This is a genomic window from Colwellia sp., from assembly GCF_013214175.1.
Lineage (GTDB): Bacteria > Pseudomonadota > Gammaproteobacteria > Enterobacterales > Alteromonadaceae > Colwellia.
On the sequence record NZ_JABSPA010000002.1, the window covers coordinates 1177367 to 1194122 of the forward strand.

At 38.3% G+C, this 16756-nt stretch carries 15 protein-coding genes; 9 read left to right on the forward strand and 6 right to left on the reverse strand.

Features of this window, described 5'->3' with window-relative positions:
- Positions 1-11 precede the first annotated feature (11 nt).
- Both HRT55_RS08020 and HRT55_RS08025 read left to right on the forward strand, forming a co-directional pair.
- Positions 12-599, forward strand: a complete 588-nt coding sequence (locus HRT55_RS08020; RefSeq protein ID WP_291614378.1) for an RNA methyltransferase — start codon at positions 12-14, stop codon at positions 597-599.
- Between the two features lie 25 nt (positions 600-624).
- Positions 625-1125 carry a YbaN family protein gene (locus tag HRT55_RS08025; protein WP_291620237.1) on the forward strand — a complete coding sequence of 167 codons (501 nt, stop codon included), beginning with the start codon at positions 625-627 and terminating at the stop codon, positions 1123-1125.
- 127 nt (positions 1126-1252) lie between these two features.
- Here the strand turns inward: HRT55_RS08025 and HRT55_RS08030 are convergent, their stop codons facing one another.
- On the reverse strand, positions 1253-1849 hold the full coding sequence (locus HRT55_RS08030; protein WP_291620239.1) for a DUF4202 domain-containing protein: 597 nt from the start codon (positions 1847-1849) through the stop codon (positions 1253-1255).
- A 618-nt stretch (positions 1850-2467) separates the two neighbouring features.
- Here HRT55_RS08030 and HRT55_RS08035 point away from each other — a divergent pair.
- Positions 2468-4108 carry a CTP synthase gene (locus HRT55_RS08035; RefSeq protein ID WP_291620240.1) on the forward strand — a complete coding sequence of 547 codons (1641 nt, stop codon included), beginning with the start codon at positions 2468-2470 and terminating at the stop codon, positions 4106-4108.
- Between the two features lie 154 nt (positions 4109-4262).
- Positions 4263-5561 carry a phosphopyruvate hydratase gene (gene eno / locus HRT55_RS08040; protein WP_291620242.1) on the forward strand — a complete coding sequence of 433 codons (1299 nt, stop codon included), beginning with the start codon at positions 4263-4265 and terminating at the stop codon, positions 5559-5561.
- 211 nt (positions 5562-5772) lie between these two features.
- Here the strand turns inward: eno and HRT55_RS08045 are convergent, their stop codons facing one another.
- The 3 genes from HRT55_RS08045 to tal form a co-directional block, all read right to left on the reverse strand.
- The gene (locus HRT55_RS08045) at positions 5773-6576 is read right to left on the reverse strand and encodes an alpha/beta hydrolase (protein ID WP_291620243.1); all 804 of its coding nucleotides are present in this window, start codon (positions 6574-6576) and stop codon (positions 5773-5775) included.
- A 216-nt stretch (positions 6577-6792) separates the two neighbouring features.
- Positions 6793-6966, reverse strand: a complete 174-nt coding sequence (locus HRT55_RS08050) for a DUF3545 family protein (RefSeq protein WP_291614366.1) — start codon at positions 6964-6966, stop codon at positions 6793-6795.
- A gap of 151 nt (positions 6967-7117) precedes the next feature.
- Complete coding sequence (gene tal, locus HRT55_RS08055; protein ID WP_291620245.1) at positions 7118-8080, reverse strand: transaldolase; 963 nt, start codon at positions 8078-8080, stop codon at positions 7118-7120.
- Between the two features lie 267 nt (positions 8081-8347).
- Here tal and yaaA point away from each other — a divergent pair, with 267 nt between their 5' ends.
- The 3 genes from yaaA to HRT55_RS08070 all read left to right on the forward strand — a co-directional run bounded on the left by yaaA (position 8348) and on the right by HRT55_RS08070 (position 11585).
- Positions 8348-9121, forward strand: a complete 774-nt coding sequence (gene yaaA / locus HRT55_RS08060; RefSeq protein WP_291620247.1) for a peroxide stress protein YaaA — start codon at positions 8348-8350, stop codon at positions 9119-9121.
- Between the two features lie 125 nt (positions 9122-9246).
- The gene (locus tag HRT55_RS08065) at positions 9247-9780 is read left to right on the forward strand and encodes a DUF2062 domain-containing protein (RefSeq protein ID WP_291620249.1); all 534 of its coding nucleotides are present in this window, start codon (positions 9247-9249) and stop codon (positions 9778-9780) included.
- Positions 9780-11585, forward strand: a complete 1806-nt coding sequence (locus tag HRT55_RS08070) for a TIGR03545 family protein (RefSeq protein WP_291620251.1) — start codon at positions 9780-9782, stop codon at positions 11583-11585. Before HRT55_RS08065 ends, HRT55_RS08070 begins: the two co-directional genes overlap by 1 nt.
- Before the next feature lie 184 nt (positions 11586-11769).
- Here the strand turns inward: HRT55_RS08070 and srmB are convergent, their stop codons facing one another.
- Positions 11770-13026: an ATP-dependent RNA helicase SrmB gene (gene srmB, locus HRT55_RS08075; RefSeq protein ID WP_291620254.1), complete on the reverse strand. Its 1257-nt coding sequence runs from the start codon at positions 13024-13026 to the stop codon at positions 11770-11772.
- A gap of 145 nt (positions 13027-13171) precedes the next feature.
- On the reverse strand, positions 13172-13690 hold the full coding sequence (fldB, locus tag HRT55_RS08080) for a flavodoxin FldB (RefSeq protein WP_291620256.1): 519 nt from the start codon (positions 13688-13690) through the stop codon (positions 13172-13174).
- Positions 13691-14013: 323 nt separating this feature from the next.
- Here fldB and dsbC point away from each other — a divergent pair, with 323 nt between their 5' ends.
- Positions 14014-14808 (forward strand): bifunctional protein-disulfide isomerase/oxidoreductase DsbC, encoded by a 795-nt coding sequence (gene dsbC / locus HRT55_RS08085; protein WP_291620258.1) that lies wholly within the window; start codon positions 14014-14016, stop codon positions 14806-14808.
- A 135-nt stretch (positions 14809-14943) separates the two neighbouring features.
- Positions 14944-16707, forward strand: a complete 1764-nt coding sequence (recJ, locus tag HRT55_RS08090; RefSeq protein WP_291620260.1) for a single-stranded-DNA-specific exonuclease RecJ — start codon at positions 14944-14946, stop codon at positions 16705-16707.
- Positions 16708-16756 lie beyond the last annotated feature (49 nt).

Sequence of the window (16756 nt, forward strand, 5' to 3'; positions counted from 1 at the left end):
TGACCATATTTATGACCTCAAATAAAGAACAATGCCCAAGACACGTTACAATCGGTTTAACTAACCCGAAGAGCCCTACCAATGTTGGTGCAGTAATGCGCGCTGCTGGTTGTTATCAAGTAGATCAAGTGCTTTATACTGGCCGACGCTATGAGCAAGCGGCCAAGTATAATAAAGACACTTTAAAGACAGATACCAAAAATGCCCAGGGTAAAATTCCTTTATTAGCAGTGGAAGATTTTATAAATATTAAAGAGATACTGGAAAATATCTCATCGACGACTAAAATCATATGTGTTGACTTAGTGGAGGGTGCAACACCCTTACCACACTTTATTCATCCTCCGCAGGCGGTATATATATTTGGCCCTGAAGATGGCACGATAAAGCAACAGGTTATAGATTATGCAGATGATGTTGTCTATGTTCCTACCGTTGGTTGTATGAACCTAGCTGCCTCGGTTAACGTGTTGCTTTATGACCGATTAGCCAAATCTAGTGTTATGCAAGAAAGTGATGGCCAGGCGGATGATGTGCTAATTCGTCAAAGTCGTGATACTAACAACAAAGTGAAAGTTAAAACTTACACCGGCAATTAATAGCTGAACTAGGGAGTATTCATACATGGAAAGAGTGATTAGTACTGAGGGAGAAGTAAGTGAAAACGCAAAAATCAATATCAGTTCCTGTCCGGTTTCGCCATCAGTGCAGAGTAAAGCCAAGATACTCTTGTTGAAAGTCACTGGGCTATTTTGTGTTGGTTTAGCTATATTAGGTGCGATATTACCTGTGCTGCCAACAACGGTTTTTTTAATTATGGCGGCGGCCTGTTTTGCTAAATCGTCACCACGAATGCAGAAAAAATTACTGGCAAATAAAACCTTCGGTCCCTTGATTATCGATTGGCAACAACATAGAAGTATCCCCAAAAAAGCAAAGCGCATGGCATTGTTAACCATTGTTTTATCGGTGTGTTGGTCGGCTTTTCTGTTACAAAATACACTATTAACTGGGCTTGTTGTCGCACTTGTTATTGGTCCCTTTATTTTTTTACTGCGCTTACCTCTAAGTAAAGGAACCATAAGCAAAGAAGTAATCAGTAAAGCAGCCATTAGTAAAGAATAAAGTAAATAACTAAACAACCGATAAAGCATAGAGTAGCAATTTACAGACTCTCTACTCTCTAGTACAAGAGGTTGAGGGAGAAAATCTGCATTATCGATTTTCAGCTAATAAACTTGCTAGTAAAAGGCTATGCAAGCGCCTTATTTACTATTATCGCTAAATGATCCGGTAATGTTAAACCTAAAGCAATGTCATGTGCTTGCGCTGACATTTTGCTCCAGGTTAATTGTACAATACGAACAATCTTAGCTTCATTATCTTGCTCGGTATACTTACCCGAAAACTCATCAAAGTAATGCATAAGAAAAATTAAGCAGGCGACATCTTCTAACGTTTGACTATCTCTACTTGTTTTCAAATTGTCCTTACGGATAATAGCAGCACATTGCTCCGCTTGTTCTGTCGCGTAACCCTGCTCAATCATAATACTTGCCGCTAGTTCAGCATGAAACTTACCTTGAGCAATTCGCCATTGATAATATCCCGCTTTTCCTTCGCTAAACTCTGTGCGCTTTAACTGCCAGCGTTTAATGTGCTGAGCTCGAACAGCAATTTGTAATAACTCATTTGCTTCAGGCCAATATTTTTTTAAGCAGTCAGTCATTTGTTGACCGTAAATTAATTCTTTTACTTGGCTAGTCCCATTTAATAATATTGTATTTGGGTCTTGGCGATTAACGTCGTCAATGGCGGCTAAGGTATTAGTTAATTTTTCTCTAGTCATTTTAAAATAAACCACAGTTTAATTCAGGAAAGTAGCACTATTATACGCAACTACTAATAAAAAAGAATCAGGCCAAATAAAGCTCAATAAGATAATAATAAAAAATAGACGATTTTATCGCTGTGATGGCTTGTTGTTATTGTTGTTCGAAAATACCAAGTCAAATAATTCTCTTCCCAACTCAGAGCTATGTTGGGGGGGAGTTGAATAAATAAAATTTTTGTTGGTCTAGTTATTCTAAACCAAATAAATTTATGCAGTTATTGTTTTCAGACAGGAGCTAAAGACGAGTTTAAAAATACTTGTCTATGGTGTTATGTTTTTTGATTAGAGAATAACCATACCTTCTTTCAATGTCTTGCTAATAACGCTTTTGATCACCGCATAGTAAGTAAAAACTTAATTGAATTGGTATTCGCTTTTACGTATAATACTTCCCCGTCCTGCTTGTTTAGCAAAACTCCTATTTCAATAATTTGATAATTACACAAATACTATATTTAACCTTGTATTAAATATTGGTGTACCGTGTTATTTATTAAAATATAATTGAAATAAAGTTTATTAATATTAGCTAATTAAGCACAAAATTCTGTTTTTTCTGACATCGGTGTAAACATGACAACTAGATATATTTTTGTAACTGGCGGTGTAGTATCGTCTCTTGGTAAAGGTATTGCGGCAGCTTCCCTTGCAGCAATTCTTGAAGCGCGTGGTTTAAAAGTTACCATGTTAAAACTTGATCCGTATATTAACGTTGATCCAGGTACCATGAGCCCAATACAGCATGGTGAGGTTTTTGTTACCGAAGACGGCGCAGAAACCGATCTTGATTTAGGCCATTATGAGCGATTTATTCGCACCAAAATGACTAAACGTAATAACTTTACTACGGGCCGTATCTATCAAGATATTTTAGCGCGTGAACGTAAAGGTGAATTTTTAGGCGCAACTATCCAAGTTGTTCCGCATATTACTAACGACATTAAACGTCGAGTAATCGAAGGCGCAGAAGGTTACGACATAGCCATGGTTGAAGTCGGCGGTACTGTCGGTGATATGGAGTCACAGCCTTTCTTAGAAGCTATTCGTCAATTAGCGCTTGAAGTAGGCCGTGAACGTGCAATGTTTATGCACCTTACTTTAGTGCCATATTTAGCTGCTGCAGGCGAAATCAAAACTAAACCAACACAGCATTCAGTAAAAGACTTACGCTCTATTGGTATTTTACCTGATATTTTAGTGTGTCGTTCAGACCGCGCTATTCCCGCTGCACAGCGCGCCAAAATAGCTTTATTCACTAATGTTGAAGAAAAAGCTGTGGTATCGCTACGTGATGTTGACAGTATTTATAAAATCCCTGCGATATTAAAAGCGCAAGGCACAGACGAAATAGTAGTGAAGCGTTTTGGTCTAGACGTACCAGAAGCAGATTTATCTGAATGGGAAGAAGTACTTTACCATGAAGCAAATCCACAAGGTGAAGTTACTATAGGCATGGTAGGTAAATATATTGAATTACCTGATGCTTATAAATCAGTAAACGAAGCATTAAAGCATGCTGGCCTTAAGAACCAAGTCACGGTAAATATAAAGTACATTGACTCACAAGACCTTGAAGTCAAAGGTGTTGGTATTTTAGCTGACCTTGATGGCATCCTTGTACCAGGCGGTTTTGGTGAACGTGGTGTTGAAGGTAAAATCTTAGCAGCGCAATATGCCCGAGAAAATAAGGTGCCTTACTTAGGTATTTGTTTAGGTATGCAGGTTGCCTTAATTGAGTTTGCGCGAAATGTTGCTGGTTTAACGGATGCACACAGTACTGAATTTAATAAAGATACACAGTATCCTGTCATTGGTTTGATCAGTGAATGGTTAGATGAAGATGGCCAAGTAGAGTACCGCAATGAGCAATCAGATTTAGGCGGTACTATGCGTTTAGGTTCACAATTGTGTCACCTGATGAAAGGTACCAAGGCATGTGACGTATATGGCAGTGAAACAATTAATGAGAGACACCGTCACCGTTTTGAGGTAAATAATAACTACCGCGAACAATTAAGCAAAGCTGGTTTAGTGTTCTCGGGGCTATCAGCGGATAAAAGTTTAGTGGAAGTGATTGAAATGCCTGATCACCCATGGTTTATTGCCGGGCAATTTCATCCAGAGTTTAATTCAACTCCACGTGATGGACACCCGTTGTTTGAAAGTTTTATTGCCACCACCTTTGAGTTGCAAAAACAAAAAACAAACGTATAACCTCTTTATCAAAACCGTAGCTAACGCTGCGGTTTTTGCTTTCAGTTTAGTAATATTAAAAATTAACTTTACCGTTCAAAGCATTATACCAATTGCACTAATTTATTGAGCACTTGGTATTACTTGAGCGTCATACATTTTAACAGGAATGATAATGTCAAAAATTAGCAAAATTTTAGCACGTGAAATCATGGATTCTCGTGGTAACCCAACCGTTGAAGCCGATGTCTATCTTGAATCAGGTGCTTGGGGTCGTGCTGCAGCACCTTCTGGCGCATCTACTGGCTCACGTGAAGCATTAGAGTTACGTGATGGTGATAAGTCTCGTTATTTAGGCAAAGGTGTATTAAAAGCCGTTGCTGCTATCAAAAATGATATTACCCCTGCTCTTATTGGCCAACGTGCTGTAGAGCAAGCCAATATCGACAAAATCATGATTGATTTAGATGGTACTGAAAACAAAGAAAAATTCGGCGCTAATGCTATTCTTGCCGTATCTCTTGCGGTCGCTAAAGCAGCGGCAATGGATAAAGGTGTACAATTATTCGAACATATCGCTGATTTAAATGGCACTCCAGGTGTTTATAGCTTACCTCTTCCTATGATGAACATCATCAATGGCGGTGAGCATGCTGATAATAACGTTGATATTCAAGAGTTTATGGTTCAGCCAGTTGGCGCTAAAAACTTTTCAGAAGCATTACGTATGGGCGCTGAAATATTTCACGCCTTGAAAAAAGTACTATCAGACAAGGGATTAAGTACCTCTGTTGGTGATGAAGGTGGTTTTGCTCCTGATTTAGCTTCTAACGCTGATGCTTTAGCGGTAATTAAGGTAGCAGTAGATGCTGCTGGTTATGTTTTAGGTAAAGATGTTACTTTAGCGATGGATTGTGCTGCTACTGAATTTTACGATAAAGACAAAGGTATTTATGACCTTAAAGGTGAAGGCAAGCAATTCACTTCAAACGAGTTTTCTGATTTCTTAGGCGAACTTTGTAAAGAATACCCAATCGTATCAATTGAAGATGGTTTAGACGAGTCTGATTGGGATGGTTTTAAATACCAAACTGATTTACTTGGCGATAAAGTACAAATTGTTGGTGATGATTTATTTGTTACCAATACTAAAATCTTCAAGCGTGGTATTGATACTGGCGTTGCTAACTCAATCTTAATTAAATTTAACCAAATTGGTTCATTAACTGAGACTTTAGCTGCGATTAAAATGGCAAAAGATGCGGGTTATACTGCGGTTATTTCACATCGTTCAGGTGAAACTGAAGACTCTACTATTGCTGATTTAGCGGTAGGTACTGCTGCTGGTCAAATAAAAACCGGTTCTTTATGTCGCTCTGATCGTGTTTCTAAGTACAACCAATTGTTACGTATTGAAGAGTTCTTAGGTGATAAAGCAATATTTAATGGTCGTAGCGAAATTAAAGGCCAATAATAATCAATACCTTTGCTAGTGTGTAAAATAACTGCGTTGCATGTACTCACTGACTAGCGTCAGCTCCGTGCAAACGCCTTGTTATTTTATCCTCTAGCTTCAGTATTAATCATTATTAATATACTTAATTCATAACAGAACTAAATATATGAAAAACGCGACCTAGGTCGCGTTTTTTTGTGGCTGTAGTTTAATGTAGGAAGGGGGAGGATTACTCTTTAGGAAAGCTGTTTATTATATTTGTAATTAACTTCGCTGTTCGTTCAGGGCTCTCTAATGGAAACATATGGCCACCAGGAGTAGTCTGTAGCTTGATATGTTTGTTGAGTTTGATAAAGCGACTAAATATATGATGAGGGAAAACATCGGTAGTAGTGCCATAAACCAAGGTTGCAGGTATAGTTAATTTATTTTTATAACTCGATAAGTTTGAAGGGATATTTCGAAAGATATTTGCTTCAACTTGCGCGTCAAAAGTCAGCTCTAATTGATTGTTACGCTCACATATACCATGAGTAATATAATCGTTTAAACAACGACTATCAAAGTCCTTAAACAGTTTTCTGCCAGAAAAGAGCGCGCCAATATCTGAGCCCAATGGCCACTGAGCACGACGGTTTTCAGCACGTCCGGCAGGGCTAAATTTATCTATCCATCTCGTTTTCTTTACCAGTCTCGCCGCTAGAGCACCAGCGCCACTCAGGGCAGGGGGATCTAACATGATCAGCCCGTTAAATAAATCAGGTCTTTGACAGCAAGCAATAAAAGATATTACGCCACCAAATGAATGGCCTAGGCAGATGACTTTCTTACCATTCACTTGATTGCTTTCTACATAACTTATTAACTCTTCTACTTGAGCTTGCCAGTTATGGTTAATCGGTTTTTGTTTACTGTGACCATATTTATCTAAGGCGATGACCTGCATATTTTCAGGCAGGTAGCTAAAAAAGGTTTGATAGCTACCTGCTGGAAATCCGTTAGCGTGGGCGAAATTAATGATATGTTTTGGCATTGGTGAAATTAACAAGTAAAAGAGACTAGGATGAAATTTAAACGGGTGTTTAAATTTTGTCAACTGCTTAGTATTTTTAAGGTGTTAATTTAAAGATGTTAGCTTAAAGAAATAAAGTTAAGGGAATAAATTTAAAGGAATAAACAACAGACATAAAAAAGCCCAGCATACTGGGCTTTTATGATTATCTGAGATTGTTTTTAGCTTATTTACTCATTAGAACTCTTCTAACATATATTCCAATGAGTCCTCATACATGCGCATATCTTTTTCTAGCTGAAATTTATCTCGAATGGATTCTATTTCTCGCCATTTTCTTTTAGTTGTTGATGCCACACGTTTTTTTGCTACTTGATTTGTTGAGTTGAAAACTTGGTTTATCTTATCCATTAAGCGCCCCTTATTTTTACCATCACATCGAAAAACAATTGCCCTTACTTTTTATCACATATCTTTAAGGATTAAAACGAAAAAACGCATATTCCTTACGAATTATGCGTTTTAAATGGTCGTTTTTTGAATAAAAAACGACTGGCGTATACTAGAGCATAGCGGCTAATTGCTGTTCAAGCTTAACTTGATCAATGGTAAAGTTGCGAATACCTTCCGCTAGTTTCTCTGTTGCCATGGCATCTTCATTCATCAACCAACGATATTTTGCTTGGCTTAATACCGGCTCTTTCTCTGCAGAAGCTTCACTGGCAGTAAGTTTTTGTATAACAGTCTCGGTACTATTAGCTAATTCATCCATTAATGCTGGGCTGATAGTTAAACGGTCACAACCTGCTAATTCAAGAATTTCGCCAATATTTCTAAAGCTAGCACCCATTACTACGGTATTGTAACCTTGTTCTTTATAATAATTATAAATACTGGTAACAGAAACAACACCAGGGTCTTCATTGCTAGCATAGTCAGTACGACCAGTATCTTTTTTGTGCCAATCTAGGATGCGACCAACAAAAGGTGATATTAAAAATACACCGGCTTCAGCACAAGCGCGTGCTTGGGCAAAGCTGAATAGTAAAGTAAGGTTACAGTTAATTCCTTCTTTTTCTAGTTGCTCAGCGGCTTTAATGCCTTCCCAAGTTGAGGCAAGTTTAATTAAAATTCTATCGTTGCTAATGCCTGCTTCGTTATACATGGCAATTAGCTTATGTGCTTTAGTAATTGATGCTGTGGTATCAAACGATAATCTAGCATCTACTTCAGTAGATATACGACCAGGTACTGTTTTTAGAATTTCCAGACCAATTAATACTGAAAGCTTATCTGCAGCATCAATAACTTGCTGCTCAGCATTGTCAGATTGTGTAATAGCCCAAACAACAGCATCTTTTACTAACCCTTGGTAATTAGGTAATGAAGCAGCTTTTAATAAAAGCGATGGGTTTGTTGTTGCATCTTGAGGTTGGAACTTTGCGATCGCCTCAATGTCACCTGTGTCAGCCACAACTGTGGTCATTTGTTTTAATTGCGCAAGCTGTGAAGAAGAGTTTGTCATGACGTTACCTTATTTTTATCCTTGAAAAATTGATTGCTGAACATTTCAAAATTAGATAATGAATGTAGCTGGAGAAATATTACAACAAAAAAATAAAAAAGCACCCTTTATTGCGCTATTTTCACCAAGTTGTTGTGATTTTGTTTTTAACTTACGCCAAAGGTGATTGATTAGGCTTATCTTGCCCTAGATTAAACGCTGTTAACTCACTCAACGCTTATGATATATTACGTCTTATTAAGGTCTCACTAAAATTGGCAAAAAAATATGTTACTTGTTGTTTCACCTGCAAAAAAATTAGATTTTGAATCTCCGTTAGCGACAGATAAATTTAGTCAACCTAGTTTACTTGAGCAAAGCCAGTTATTGATCGACGATTGTATCAAGCTTGCTCCGAGTGATATCGCTAGTTTAATGAAGCTGAGTGATAAGCTTGCCGGCTTAAATGCCGCACGTTTTGGTGAGTGGTCAACCCCCTTTACTACGGATAATGCTAGGCAAGCCATCTTAAGTTTTAATGGTGATGTTTATACCGGACTTGACGCTGCTAGCTTTAGTGAAGAAGATTTTGATTTTGCTCAACAGCATTTTAGAATATTGTCTGGCTTATACGGTTTGTTAAAACCCCTTGATTTAATGCAAGCTTATCGCTTGGAAATGGGCTGTAAACTTGCTAATAGTCGCGGTGCTAATTTATATCAATTCTGGGGTGATATTATTACCGGTGAACTTAATAAAGCCTTGAGTGAGCAAGGTGATGAGGTGCTTATTAACCTAGCGTCAACCGAATACTTTAAATCAGTAAAGAAAAAGTCTTTGAATGCCACCATAATCACACCTTTGTTTAAAGATTGGAAAAATGGTCAATATAAAATTATTAGTTTTTATGCCAAAAAAGCTCGTGGTTTTATGGCGCGTTATATTATTCAAAATAAATTAACCTCCGTTGAGCAAATCAAAGATTTCGATTTGGCGGGTTATCAATACAATGACAGTTTATCTCAAGGTAACGACTGGGTTTTTACCCGTAAAGACCTCTAGCTATTACCTTTGAGTGATTGGCGACAATATTCATTAGACTATATATTTAAACATTTTGCAGGAGAGTTGAAGTTGTTAACTTTACTCGCCAAATTTATAAAATAAACATTTTAACAGGAGGTGACATGTTAACTTTACTAGCAAAGCTTTTTCATGCCTTAAACAGTGATAGTTCCATTAGGCAAATAGCCTTAGCAATAGCGTTAGGTTTTATAGTGGGTTTATCACCACTATTTACTTTGCATAATATCGTGATAATCTTTTTTGTCTTACTCATTAGGGTGCATTTAGGTAGCTTCATTCTTGCGGTTGGTTTCTTCTCCGGGCTGAGTTACTTACTCTCTCCTGTTATTGTTCAGGTGGGTGAGTCATTACTAACACAACCTGCTCTTGCTGACTTTTTTACCGCGCTCTACCAACTCAGCATATTTAAACTCGCCCATTGGCATCATACATATACCTTGGGTGCGTTTGTTTTAGGTGTGGTGTTATCTGCGCCAATATATTTTATCAGCAAGTTTATGATTGAGAAATACCGCGTACATATAATGACATTTTTTGAGAAGTTTAGAATTGTTAAAGCACTAAAAGCCTCTAAGTTTTATAGCTTATATAGTAGTTTTTCTGGTGACTCTAGCCTAACTAAAGGAGGCCTGTAATGGCTCGTTTTATTCGTTGGCAAGGTATGATTGCCTTTATTGTATTAAGTGCTTTAGTAGCAGTATTTATCTATTTATTTGCCGCAAGCTTAGTAAAAAAAGCGATAGTCAGTTCAGCTGAAAGTGCTTTTGGCGCAGAAGTAAATGTTGCAGAGGTTCAGCTTTCATACTCGCCATTGCAGTTAAGCGTTCTAGGTTTTCAAGTAACCGACAAAGAAGCCCCTACGCAGAACTTATTCAGTTTTGAGCGTGCCACTGCCGGTATCGATGTTTGGCAATACTTATTTGGTAAGATCATTATTGATGAACTTGAAGTAAGTAAATTAGAATTTTCTAGCATTCGTACACAAGCGGGTAAAGTTTACCTCAACGAGCAATCGGATGGAGAAGCAACTGAAATAAGCTTAGCTGAGCAAACCAAAGCCATGCTACCGGAAGTTGATATGAAACTACCGGATGTTAAAACCTTACTTAATGACAGTAACTTATTAACGGTTAACGCCAGCAAACAACTACAAGATAGTTATAAAGCTGAACAAGTGAAATTAAAAGCATTGCAGGCGCAACTGCCTAATAAAGCGAAGCTGAAATCTTACCAAGATAAAGTCAAATCTTTAGGCAAGATGAAAGTGAATTCATTAGCGGATATAGAAAAAATCAAAGCTAAATTCGATAAAATCAAAGCCGAGTTTAAAGCGGATCAAGCACTGGTTAAAAAAGCTAAACGACAAATATTAGCCAGCAAGAGCCTTTTAGCTCAGCAAGTTAGTGAACTAAAAGATGCACCAAGTAAAGATTGGCAACAAATTGAAAAAACGTATCAACTTGAAAGTATCGATACCGAAGACTTTGCTCATATCCTCTTTGGCGAGCAAGCGCGTGAATATGTGCAAAAGGCTCAATGGGCCTATGATAAAGTGTCACCTTTTCTTGATAATACTAATGGTGAAGAAACTACTGAAGCGGCACAGAACCATGCAAAAGGGCGCTTTATCAGCTTTAAAGAAGAGTCACCATTACCATCAGTATTAATCAAAAAGGCACTTTTTTCTATTCAGCTTGCTGAGGGAGAAGTAACGGTTAGTGGTAGTGAGTTAACACATCAACATTGGATTAGGGGTAAAGCCAGTCTAATGAATATTAACTCAAGCGCTAATGGTGAACTTAGCCTTAGTAGTAACTTCATGCAGTCAAAATCAGGTGATTTTAAGGCTAACGGAGAATGGTTGGTAAATGATAGAAAGTTATCAAATACTGAATTGACCAAAAGCAAAGCGCTAACCTTATCCCTTGAGAAAGCACAGCTTAGCGGTAAGGGCAGCTTTGACTTAATCAATAGCGAAGTTGTCGCAACTAATCATATCTCGCTAAAGCAGGCAAGTTATCAAGGTCAGGCTAAGTCTACAATCACTCAATTATTACTCGATACCGTTATGTCATTAGATAGTTTAACTATTGATGTCGGTGTCCGTGGTGAGCTAAGTAAGCCAAACTTTACTATTGCCTCGTCATTAAATGACGCTTTAACGGGTGCATTTAAACAGCAGGTTGCCGGAAAACTTAATGACTTTAAGGACAAAGTGAATAAAGGCTTAAATGAGAAATTAGCTAATGCCTTGAAGTTAGGTGATAGTCAAGCGGCAGAGCTGCTTGATCTTGAGGCCTTATTAACGGATACCGATAAAGCGCTGGCAGACTTAAAGAATTCAGATATTGTTAAACAGCAGCAGAAAAAGCTAGAAGATAAAGCCAAAGATAAGTTAAAAGATAAGTTGAAAAATAAACTTGGCGATTTATTTGGTTAGTTTATTCAGTTTGAATTTTAGATAAAAAAAGACCGTATTGCTTAAAGCATTACGGTCTTTTTATTGGTGATGCTTTTACTAGTAGCTACACATTGCTACCGTAAAGCCCCAACCATGATAAACGCCACCATCTTTGGCGTTATATCAATGTAACACTTAGCGAGGGCTAGAATTTAGCAAGGGGTTACTTCGCTGCTTTTTTTGCTTGCTTAGCTTTTCTCTTTACGTGTTTCTTAGCTTTGGCTTTTTTCTGCGAGTTAGTAAGCTTAAGTTTTACCTTCTTATTAACCACACGAGATTCTTTGTGCTGTGGTCGTAACTCTTGAATAACACGACGTGGCAGACGTTCTTTGGTATAGCGCTCTATTTTACCAATAACAGCCATATCATGTGCTTCAATTAAGGAAATGGCAGTACCTTTATTACCAGCACGACCTGTGCGGCCAATACGGTGAATATAAATATCTACTTTGCGTGGCATATCAAAATTGATGACATGGCTGATGTCATCAATATCTAAACCGCGGGCAGCAACATCGGTAGCTACTAATACTTTCACATCACCATTTTTGAAGCGTTCAATGGCCTTGTTACGTTTATCTTGCGGCATTTTTCCTTCTAGCCAAACACAAGGTAATTCTTCAGCGTAAAGTTTACCCGAAAGAGTTTGTACAGTTTCACGTTTATTAGCAAAAACGACAGTACGTTCGACGCCTTCTTGCTTCAATATATTGATCAACATATTTAACTTGTGATTAGAATCATCAGCTAAGTGAAGCCATTGATGAATTACCGCTTTCTCTTTGCGTGAAGGGTTTGATTCTAAAAATATAGGATCGTCCAGTACTTCTTTGGCAAAACCTAGTACACCAGCACCTTCTAAGGTTGCTGAAAATAACATGGTTTGTTTGCGCCAGCGGGCTTCAGCAACAATGCGGTTGATGGTGTCACTAAAACCAATGTCGAGCATGCGATCGGCTTCATCTAGCACTAATATTTCAATTTCGCGGGCATCAAACTGCTCATTTTCAATATATTCTAATAATCGACCTGGCGTTGCCACTAATATATCGGTTGTCGATGTAAGAATATCAGTATGACTGCCATAGTTAACACCACCTGTTATAACACCCGTTTTGATTTTAGTTAGCTCAGTAAGTTGCTTACTATCTTCGCCAATTTGTATCGCTAACTCTCGAGTTGGCGTTAAAATTAACACCCGAGGAAAGCCAGGTTGAGTACGCGGATAGTCTAATAAATGTTGAGCAATAGGTAATAAAAAGGCGGCGGTTTTACCCGTACCAGTTGGGGCTGATGCTAGTATATCCTTGCCGGCCATCGCTTCAGGGATCACTAGATCTTGAATTGAGGTAGGCTTGGTGTAACCAAGTTTATTGATACTGGCTAATAATTCTGAGTCTAGATCGAATTGCTCAAACATAGGGGATAATTCACTAAGGGTTAAAAAGGTTAATATGGCGGCAATTATAGTGGTTTTAGCCCTTGCTGTAACTATTTATCGCAAGGGCTAAGTAATCAATAGAGTAGCGTCGCTGTGGAAACTATTATTGAGTGGCTGGGGCTAATTAAAGTAAGCTACTGTACTCGACTAATATCTGCTCACACCAAGTATCTAAACGATCATCCGTTAAGCTATATTGGCTATCTTCATCTAACGACAACCCTACAAATAGCTCGCCATCAGCTGTTAATGCCTTTGAGGCTGCAAACTCATAACCTTGAATCGGCCAATAGCCAACTGGTTTAGCGCCTTGTGCCAGTACTTGCTCGTGTAACATGCCAAGTGCATCTTGAAACCATTCGCTGTAACCAACTTGGTCGCCCATACCATATAAGCCAATAATCTTATCTGAAAGATCTAATTGGTTAATATCACTCCAAATTGATTCCCAATCCTCTTGCAGCTCACCGTAATCCCAAGTGGATATACCTAAAATTATAAAGTCATAATCAAGGCACAGTGCCAAAGGTTGCTCTTTGATATTAAATATATCAACCAGATCGGCACCGATTATTGCCTGGATTTTTTCGGCAACTATCTCTGTGTAACAAGTGGTTGAGCCATAAAACAAACCAATTTTCATTTTGCTATTTCCAATGTTGATATATATATCCGCTCTACTTCAAGAGACAAGTTCAGGATCACAGAGCAATTTCACAGGGATTTTAGCAAAAACATTTATCTTTGTTTACAAGTTAATTCACTATAGTCGCGATTTTAAGTTGCAAATAATGTCTCATGGCTGTAATTTCCTTGGATAAAATTAGGTCTATTCAAATGAGCCGTTATGTTTAGCTTATTTTTTATAGCGTTATTGCTGTTAGTTAATTAAAAATCCATTAAACATTAATTAAAAGTTTATTAGCCATTTGTTACCTATTTATTAGGAAACTGTTAGGAATCAATATGTATAAAACGTTCTTTTTTAGCGTAGCACTGGCTACGTTTAGCTTAGCTTTATTTACCCAAGGCGCCCATGCTGAAGGGCAGGCTAATGTGCCTGCGACATTAGCTAAAACAGCTAGTGACCCAAGTGTGCTTGATGTTGAAGCGTTAAAAGCAAAAATCAATAGTTCTTTAGGTTTAACCGTTATTAAAGTTGAAGCGACACCGGTACCTGGTATTGCTTTGCTCGTCACTAATCAAGGTTTGTTTTACGCCAGTTATAATGGTGATTTTTTCATTCAAGGTAAGGTCTATAGTTTAGGCAGTACAGTGACCGATTTAGCTGAAGAAAGCTTAGCGAAAATTCGTCTTGAAGGTATAGAAAACTTTAAAGATGACATGATTGTTTATAAAGCAGAAAATGAAAAGTATGTGGTAACAGTGTTTACCGATATCACTTGTGGCTATTGTCGCAAAATGCATGAACAAATGGCAGATTATAATGACCGTGGCATAACCTTTCGCTACCTAGCTTATCCACGCTCAGGTATTAAAGACAGAATGGGTAATTTGAGTCAAGGTTTTAAAGATTTACGCTCAGTATGGTGTAGTGACGATACTGCAAAAGCATTAACCAAAGCTAAAGCCGGTAGTGGTATCCCTTATCGAATTTGTGACGCACCAATAGAAGCACAGTTTGATTTTGGTCGCCAAATAGGAGTTAACGGTACGCCAGCAATTATCTTATCCAATGGTATGATGATCCCTGGTTACCAACCACCTGCACAATTAGAAGAGTTATTGAAAAAGACTTAAGTTTTTATTACTCTGCTAAATAGTTGTTATGGCTTACCTTATAAAAGTACTTGCTGATTATCTGTAAGTACTTTTTTTATGTTAAAAATAACTCTGTCCGCAAGCCGTAAATATCCTAACTGAGACCGAATAAAGATGATTAAAAAAATCATTCGCCGAGCACAAGTATCAACTGCTCATTTGCCAGATACTTTACCCGAAACGATAAAACAAATTTATGCTAGCCGAGGCATGCAATCAGCGCAAGAGCTTGAGCTTAATGTTGCTCGTTTACAAGGCATGTCGGCTGATACTGCGCTTATGGGCATGGACAAAGCATGTCAATTATTACATCAAGCGTTATTAAATAAAACACGCATTATAATTGTTGGTGATTTCGACGCTGATGGCGCCACAAGTACCGCCTTAATGATGACAGCGCTTAATCTGTTTGGTAGTAATCACCATGACTTTATTGTGCCTAATCGATTTGAATACGGCTATGGCTTAACTCCTGAGATTGTTGATCTTGCTGCCCAGCAACAAGCACAAATGTTAATTACTGTTGATAATGGTATTAGCTGTATTGCCGGCGTTAAACGCGCTAAAGATCTTGGCATGCAAGTTATCGTTACTGATCATCATTTACCAGGGCATTCATTACCCAATGCTGATGCCATTGTTAATCCCAATCAAGTCGGTTGTAATTTCCCCAGTAAAGCCCTTGCCGGTGTTGGCGTGGCATTTTACTTGATGCTGGCGTTAAGAAAATATTGCCGAGAGCACAACTTCTTTACTGAACAAGGTATTGCTGAGCCCAATATTGCCCAGTTATTAGATTTAGTTGCCCTTGGCACAGTAGCGGATGTGGTATCACTTGATGCAAATAATCGTATTCTCGTGGCTCAAGGTTTAAAGCGTATTCGCGCCGGACAAACACGGCCGGGTATCCAAGCCTTGATTGAAATCGCCAATAAAAACCAGCAAAGGCTGGTTGCCAGTGACTTTGGTTTTGCTCTTGGTCCACGTATTAACGCTGCTGGCCGCTTAGATGATATGTCTTATGGAATCAATTGTTTACTTGCCAATGACTTATCGAGTGCCCGCGTAATGGCGGCTGAACTCGATGATTTAAATAAAACCCGCCGAGAAATAGAGCAGGGTATGCAACAAGAGGCGGAGCGTGTACTTACATCACTTAATTTTGATGAAGAGCACTTACCCAGTGCAATTTCACTCTTTCAAGCTGATTGGCATCAAGGGGTTATTGGTATTGTTGCCGGACGTTTAAAAGAAAAGTTTCATCGTCCATGTATTGTCTTTGCTAAAGCGAAAGTCGAAGATAATGATTCTGAACACGCCGAAATTAAAGGCTCAGCACGTTCAATTCCGGGTTTACATATTCGTGATTTACTTGAACACATTGATAGCCAAAACCCAGACTTAATTATTAAGTTCGGTGGTCATGCCATGGCAGCAGGTTTATCAATTAAAGAAAAAAACTTTACGCTATTTCAGCAGAAGTTTGATGAATTGGCTGAAAAATGGTTAAAACCGGAAGACTTAGAAAGCATCATCCTTTCCGATGGTGAATTAAGTGCAAACATGCTGACTCTTGAATTTGCCGAGCAATTACGTGAAGCGGGTCCTTGGGGACAAAGTTTTCCCGAGCCGTTATTTGATGACACCTTCACCCTAATACAGCAGAGAATTGTCGGTGAAAAGCACCTGAAGATAGTGGTAGAAAAAGACAGTGCTCAAGGCAAGCAGGTTTTTGACGGCATTGCCTTTAATGTTGATGTTAAAGCTTGGCCTAATACACAAGTTAAACAGGTTCATCTTGCTTACCGTCTCGATGTTAATGAATTTCGTGGCAAGCGTACCGTACAACTGATGATTGCTGATATTCGTACTGTCTAACACAGGCTCTGGCTACCTAGAGAAACCAGCATTAAAAATAGCACCAATA

What these genes read in the sequence shown, in the direction of transcription:
- recJ (WP_291620260.1), top strand. Translation starts at nt 14,944, where the DNA reads ATGATTAAAAAAATCATTCGCCGAGCACAAGTATCAACTGCTCATTTG.
- HRT55_RS08045 (WP_291620243.1), bottom strand. Translation starts at nt 6,576, where the DNA reads ATGCCAAAACATATCATTAATTTCGCCCACGCTAACGGATTTCCAGCA.
- dsbC (WP_291620258.1), top strand. Translation starts at nt 14,014, where the DNA reads ATGTATAAAACGTTCTTTTTTAGCGTAGCACTGGCTACGTTTAGCTTA.
- HRT55_RS08050 (WP_291614366.1), bottom strand. Translation starts at nt 6,966, where the DNA reads ATGGATAAGATAAACCAAGTTTTCAACTCAACAAATCAAGTAGCAAAA.
- srmB (WP_291620254.1), bottom strand. Translation starts at nt 13,026, where the DNA reads ATGTTTGAGCAATTCGATCTAGACTCAGAATTATTAGCCAGTATCAAT.
- HRT55_RS08070 (WP_291620251.1), top strand. Translation starts at nt 9,780, where the DNA reads ATGGCTCGTTTTATTCGTTGGCAAGGTATGATTGCCTTTATTGTATTA.
- eno (WP_291620242.1), top strand. Translation starts at nt 4,263, where the DNA reads ATGTCAAAAATTAGCAAAATTTTAGCACGTGAAATCATGGATTCTCGT.
- tal (WP_291620245.1), bottom strand. Translation starts at nt 8,080, where the DNA reads ATGACAAACTCTTCTTCACAGCTTGCGCAATTAAAACAAATGACCACA.
- yaaA (WP_291620247.1), top strand. Translation starts at nt 8,348, where the DNA reads ATGTTACTTGTTGTTTCACCTGCAAAAAAATTAGATTTTGAATCTCCG.
- HRT55_RS08035 (WP_291620240.1), top strand. Translation starts at nt 2,468, where the DNA reads ATGACAACTAGATATATTTTTGTAACTGGCGGTGTAGTATCGTCTCTT.
- HRT55_RS08025 (WP_291620237.1), top strand. Translation starts at nt 625, where the DNA reads ATGGAAAGAGTGATTAGTACTGAGGGAGAAGTAAGTGAAAACGCAAAA.
- HRT55_RS08020 (WP_291614378.1), top strand. Translation starts at nt 12, where the DNA reads ATGACCTCAAATAAAGAACAATGCCCAAGACACGTTACAATCGGTTTA.
- HRT55_RS08030 (WP_291620239.1), bottom strand. Translation starts at nt 1,849, where the DNA reads ATGACTAGAGAAAAATTAACTAATACCTTAGCCGCCATTGACGACGTT.
- HRT55_RS08065 (WP_291620249.1), top strand. Translation starts at nt 9,247, where the DNA reads ATGTTAACTTTACTAGCAAAGCTTTTTCATGCCTTAAACAGTGATAGT.
- fldB (WP_291620256.1), bottom strand. Translation starts at nt 13,690, where the DNA reads ATGAAAATTGGTTTGTTTTATGGCTCAACCACTTGTTACACAGAGATA.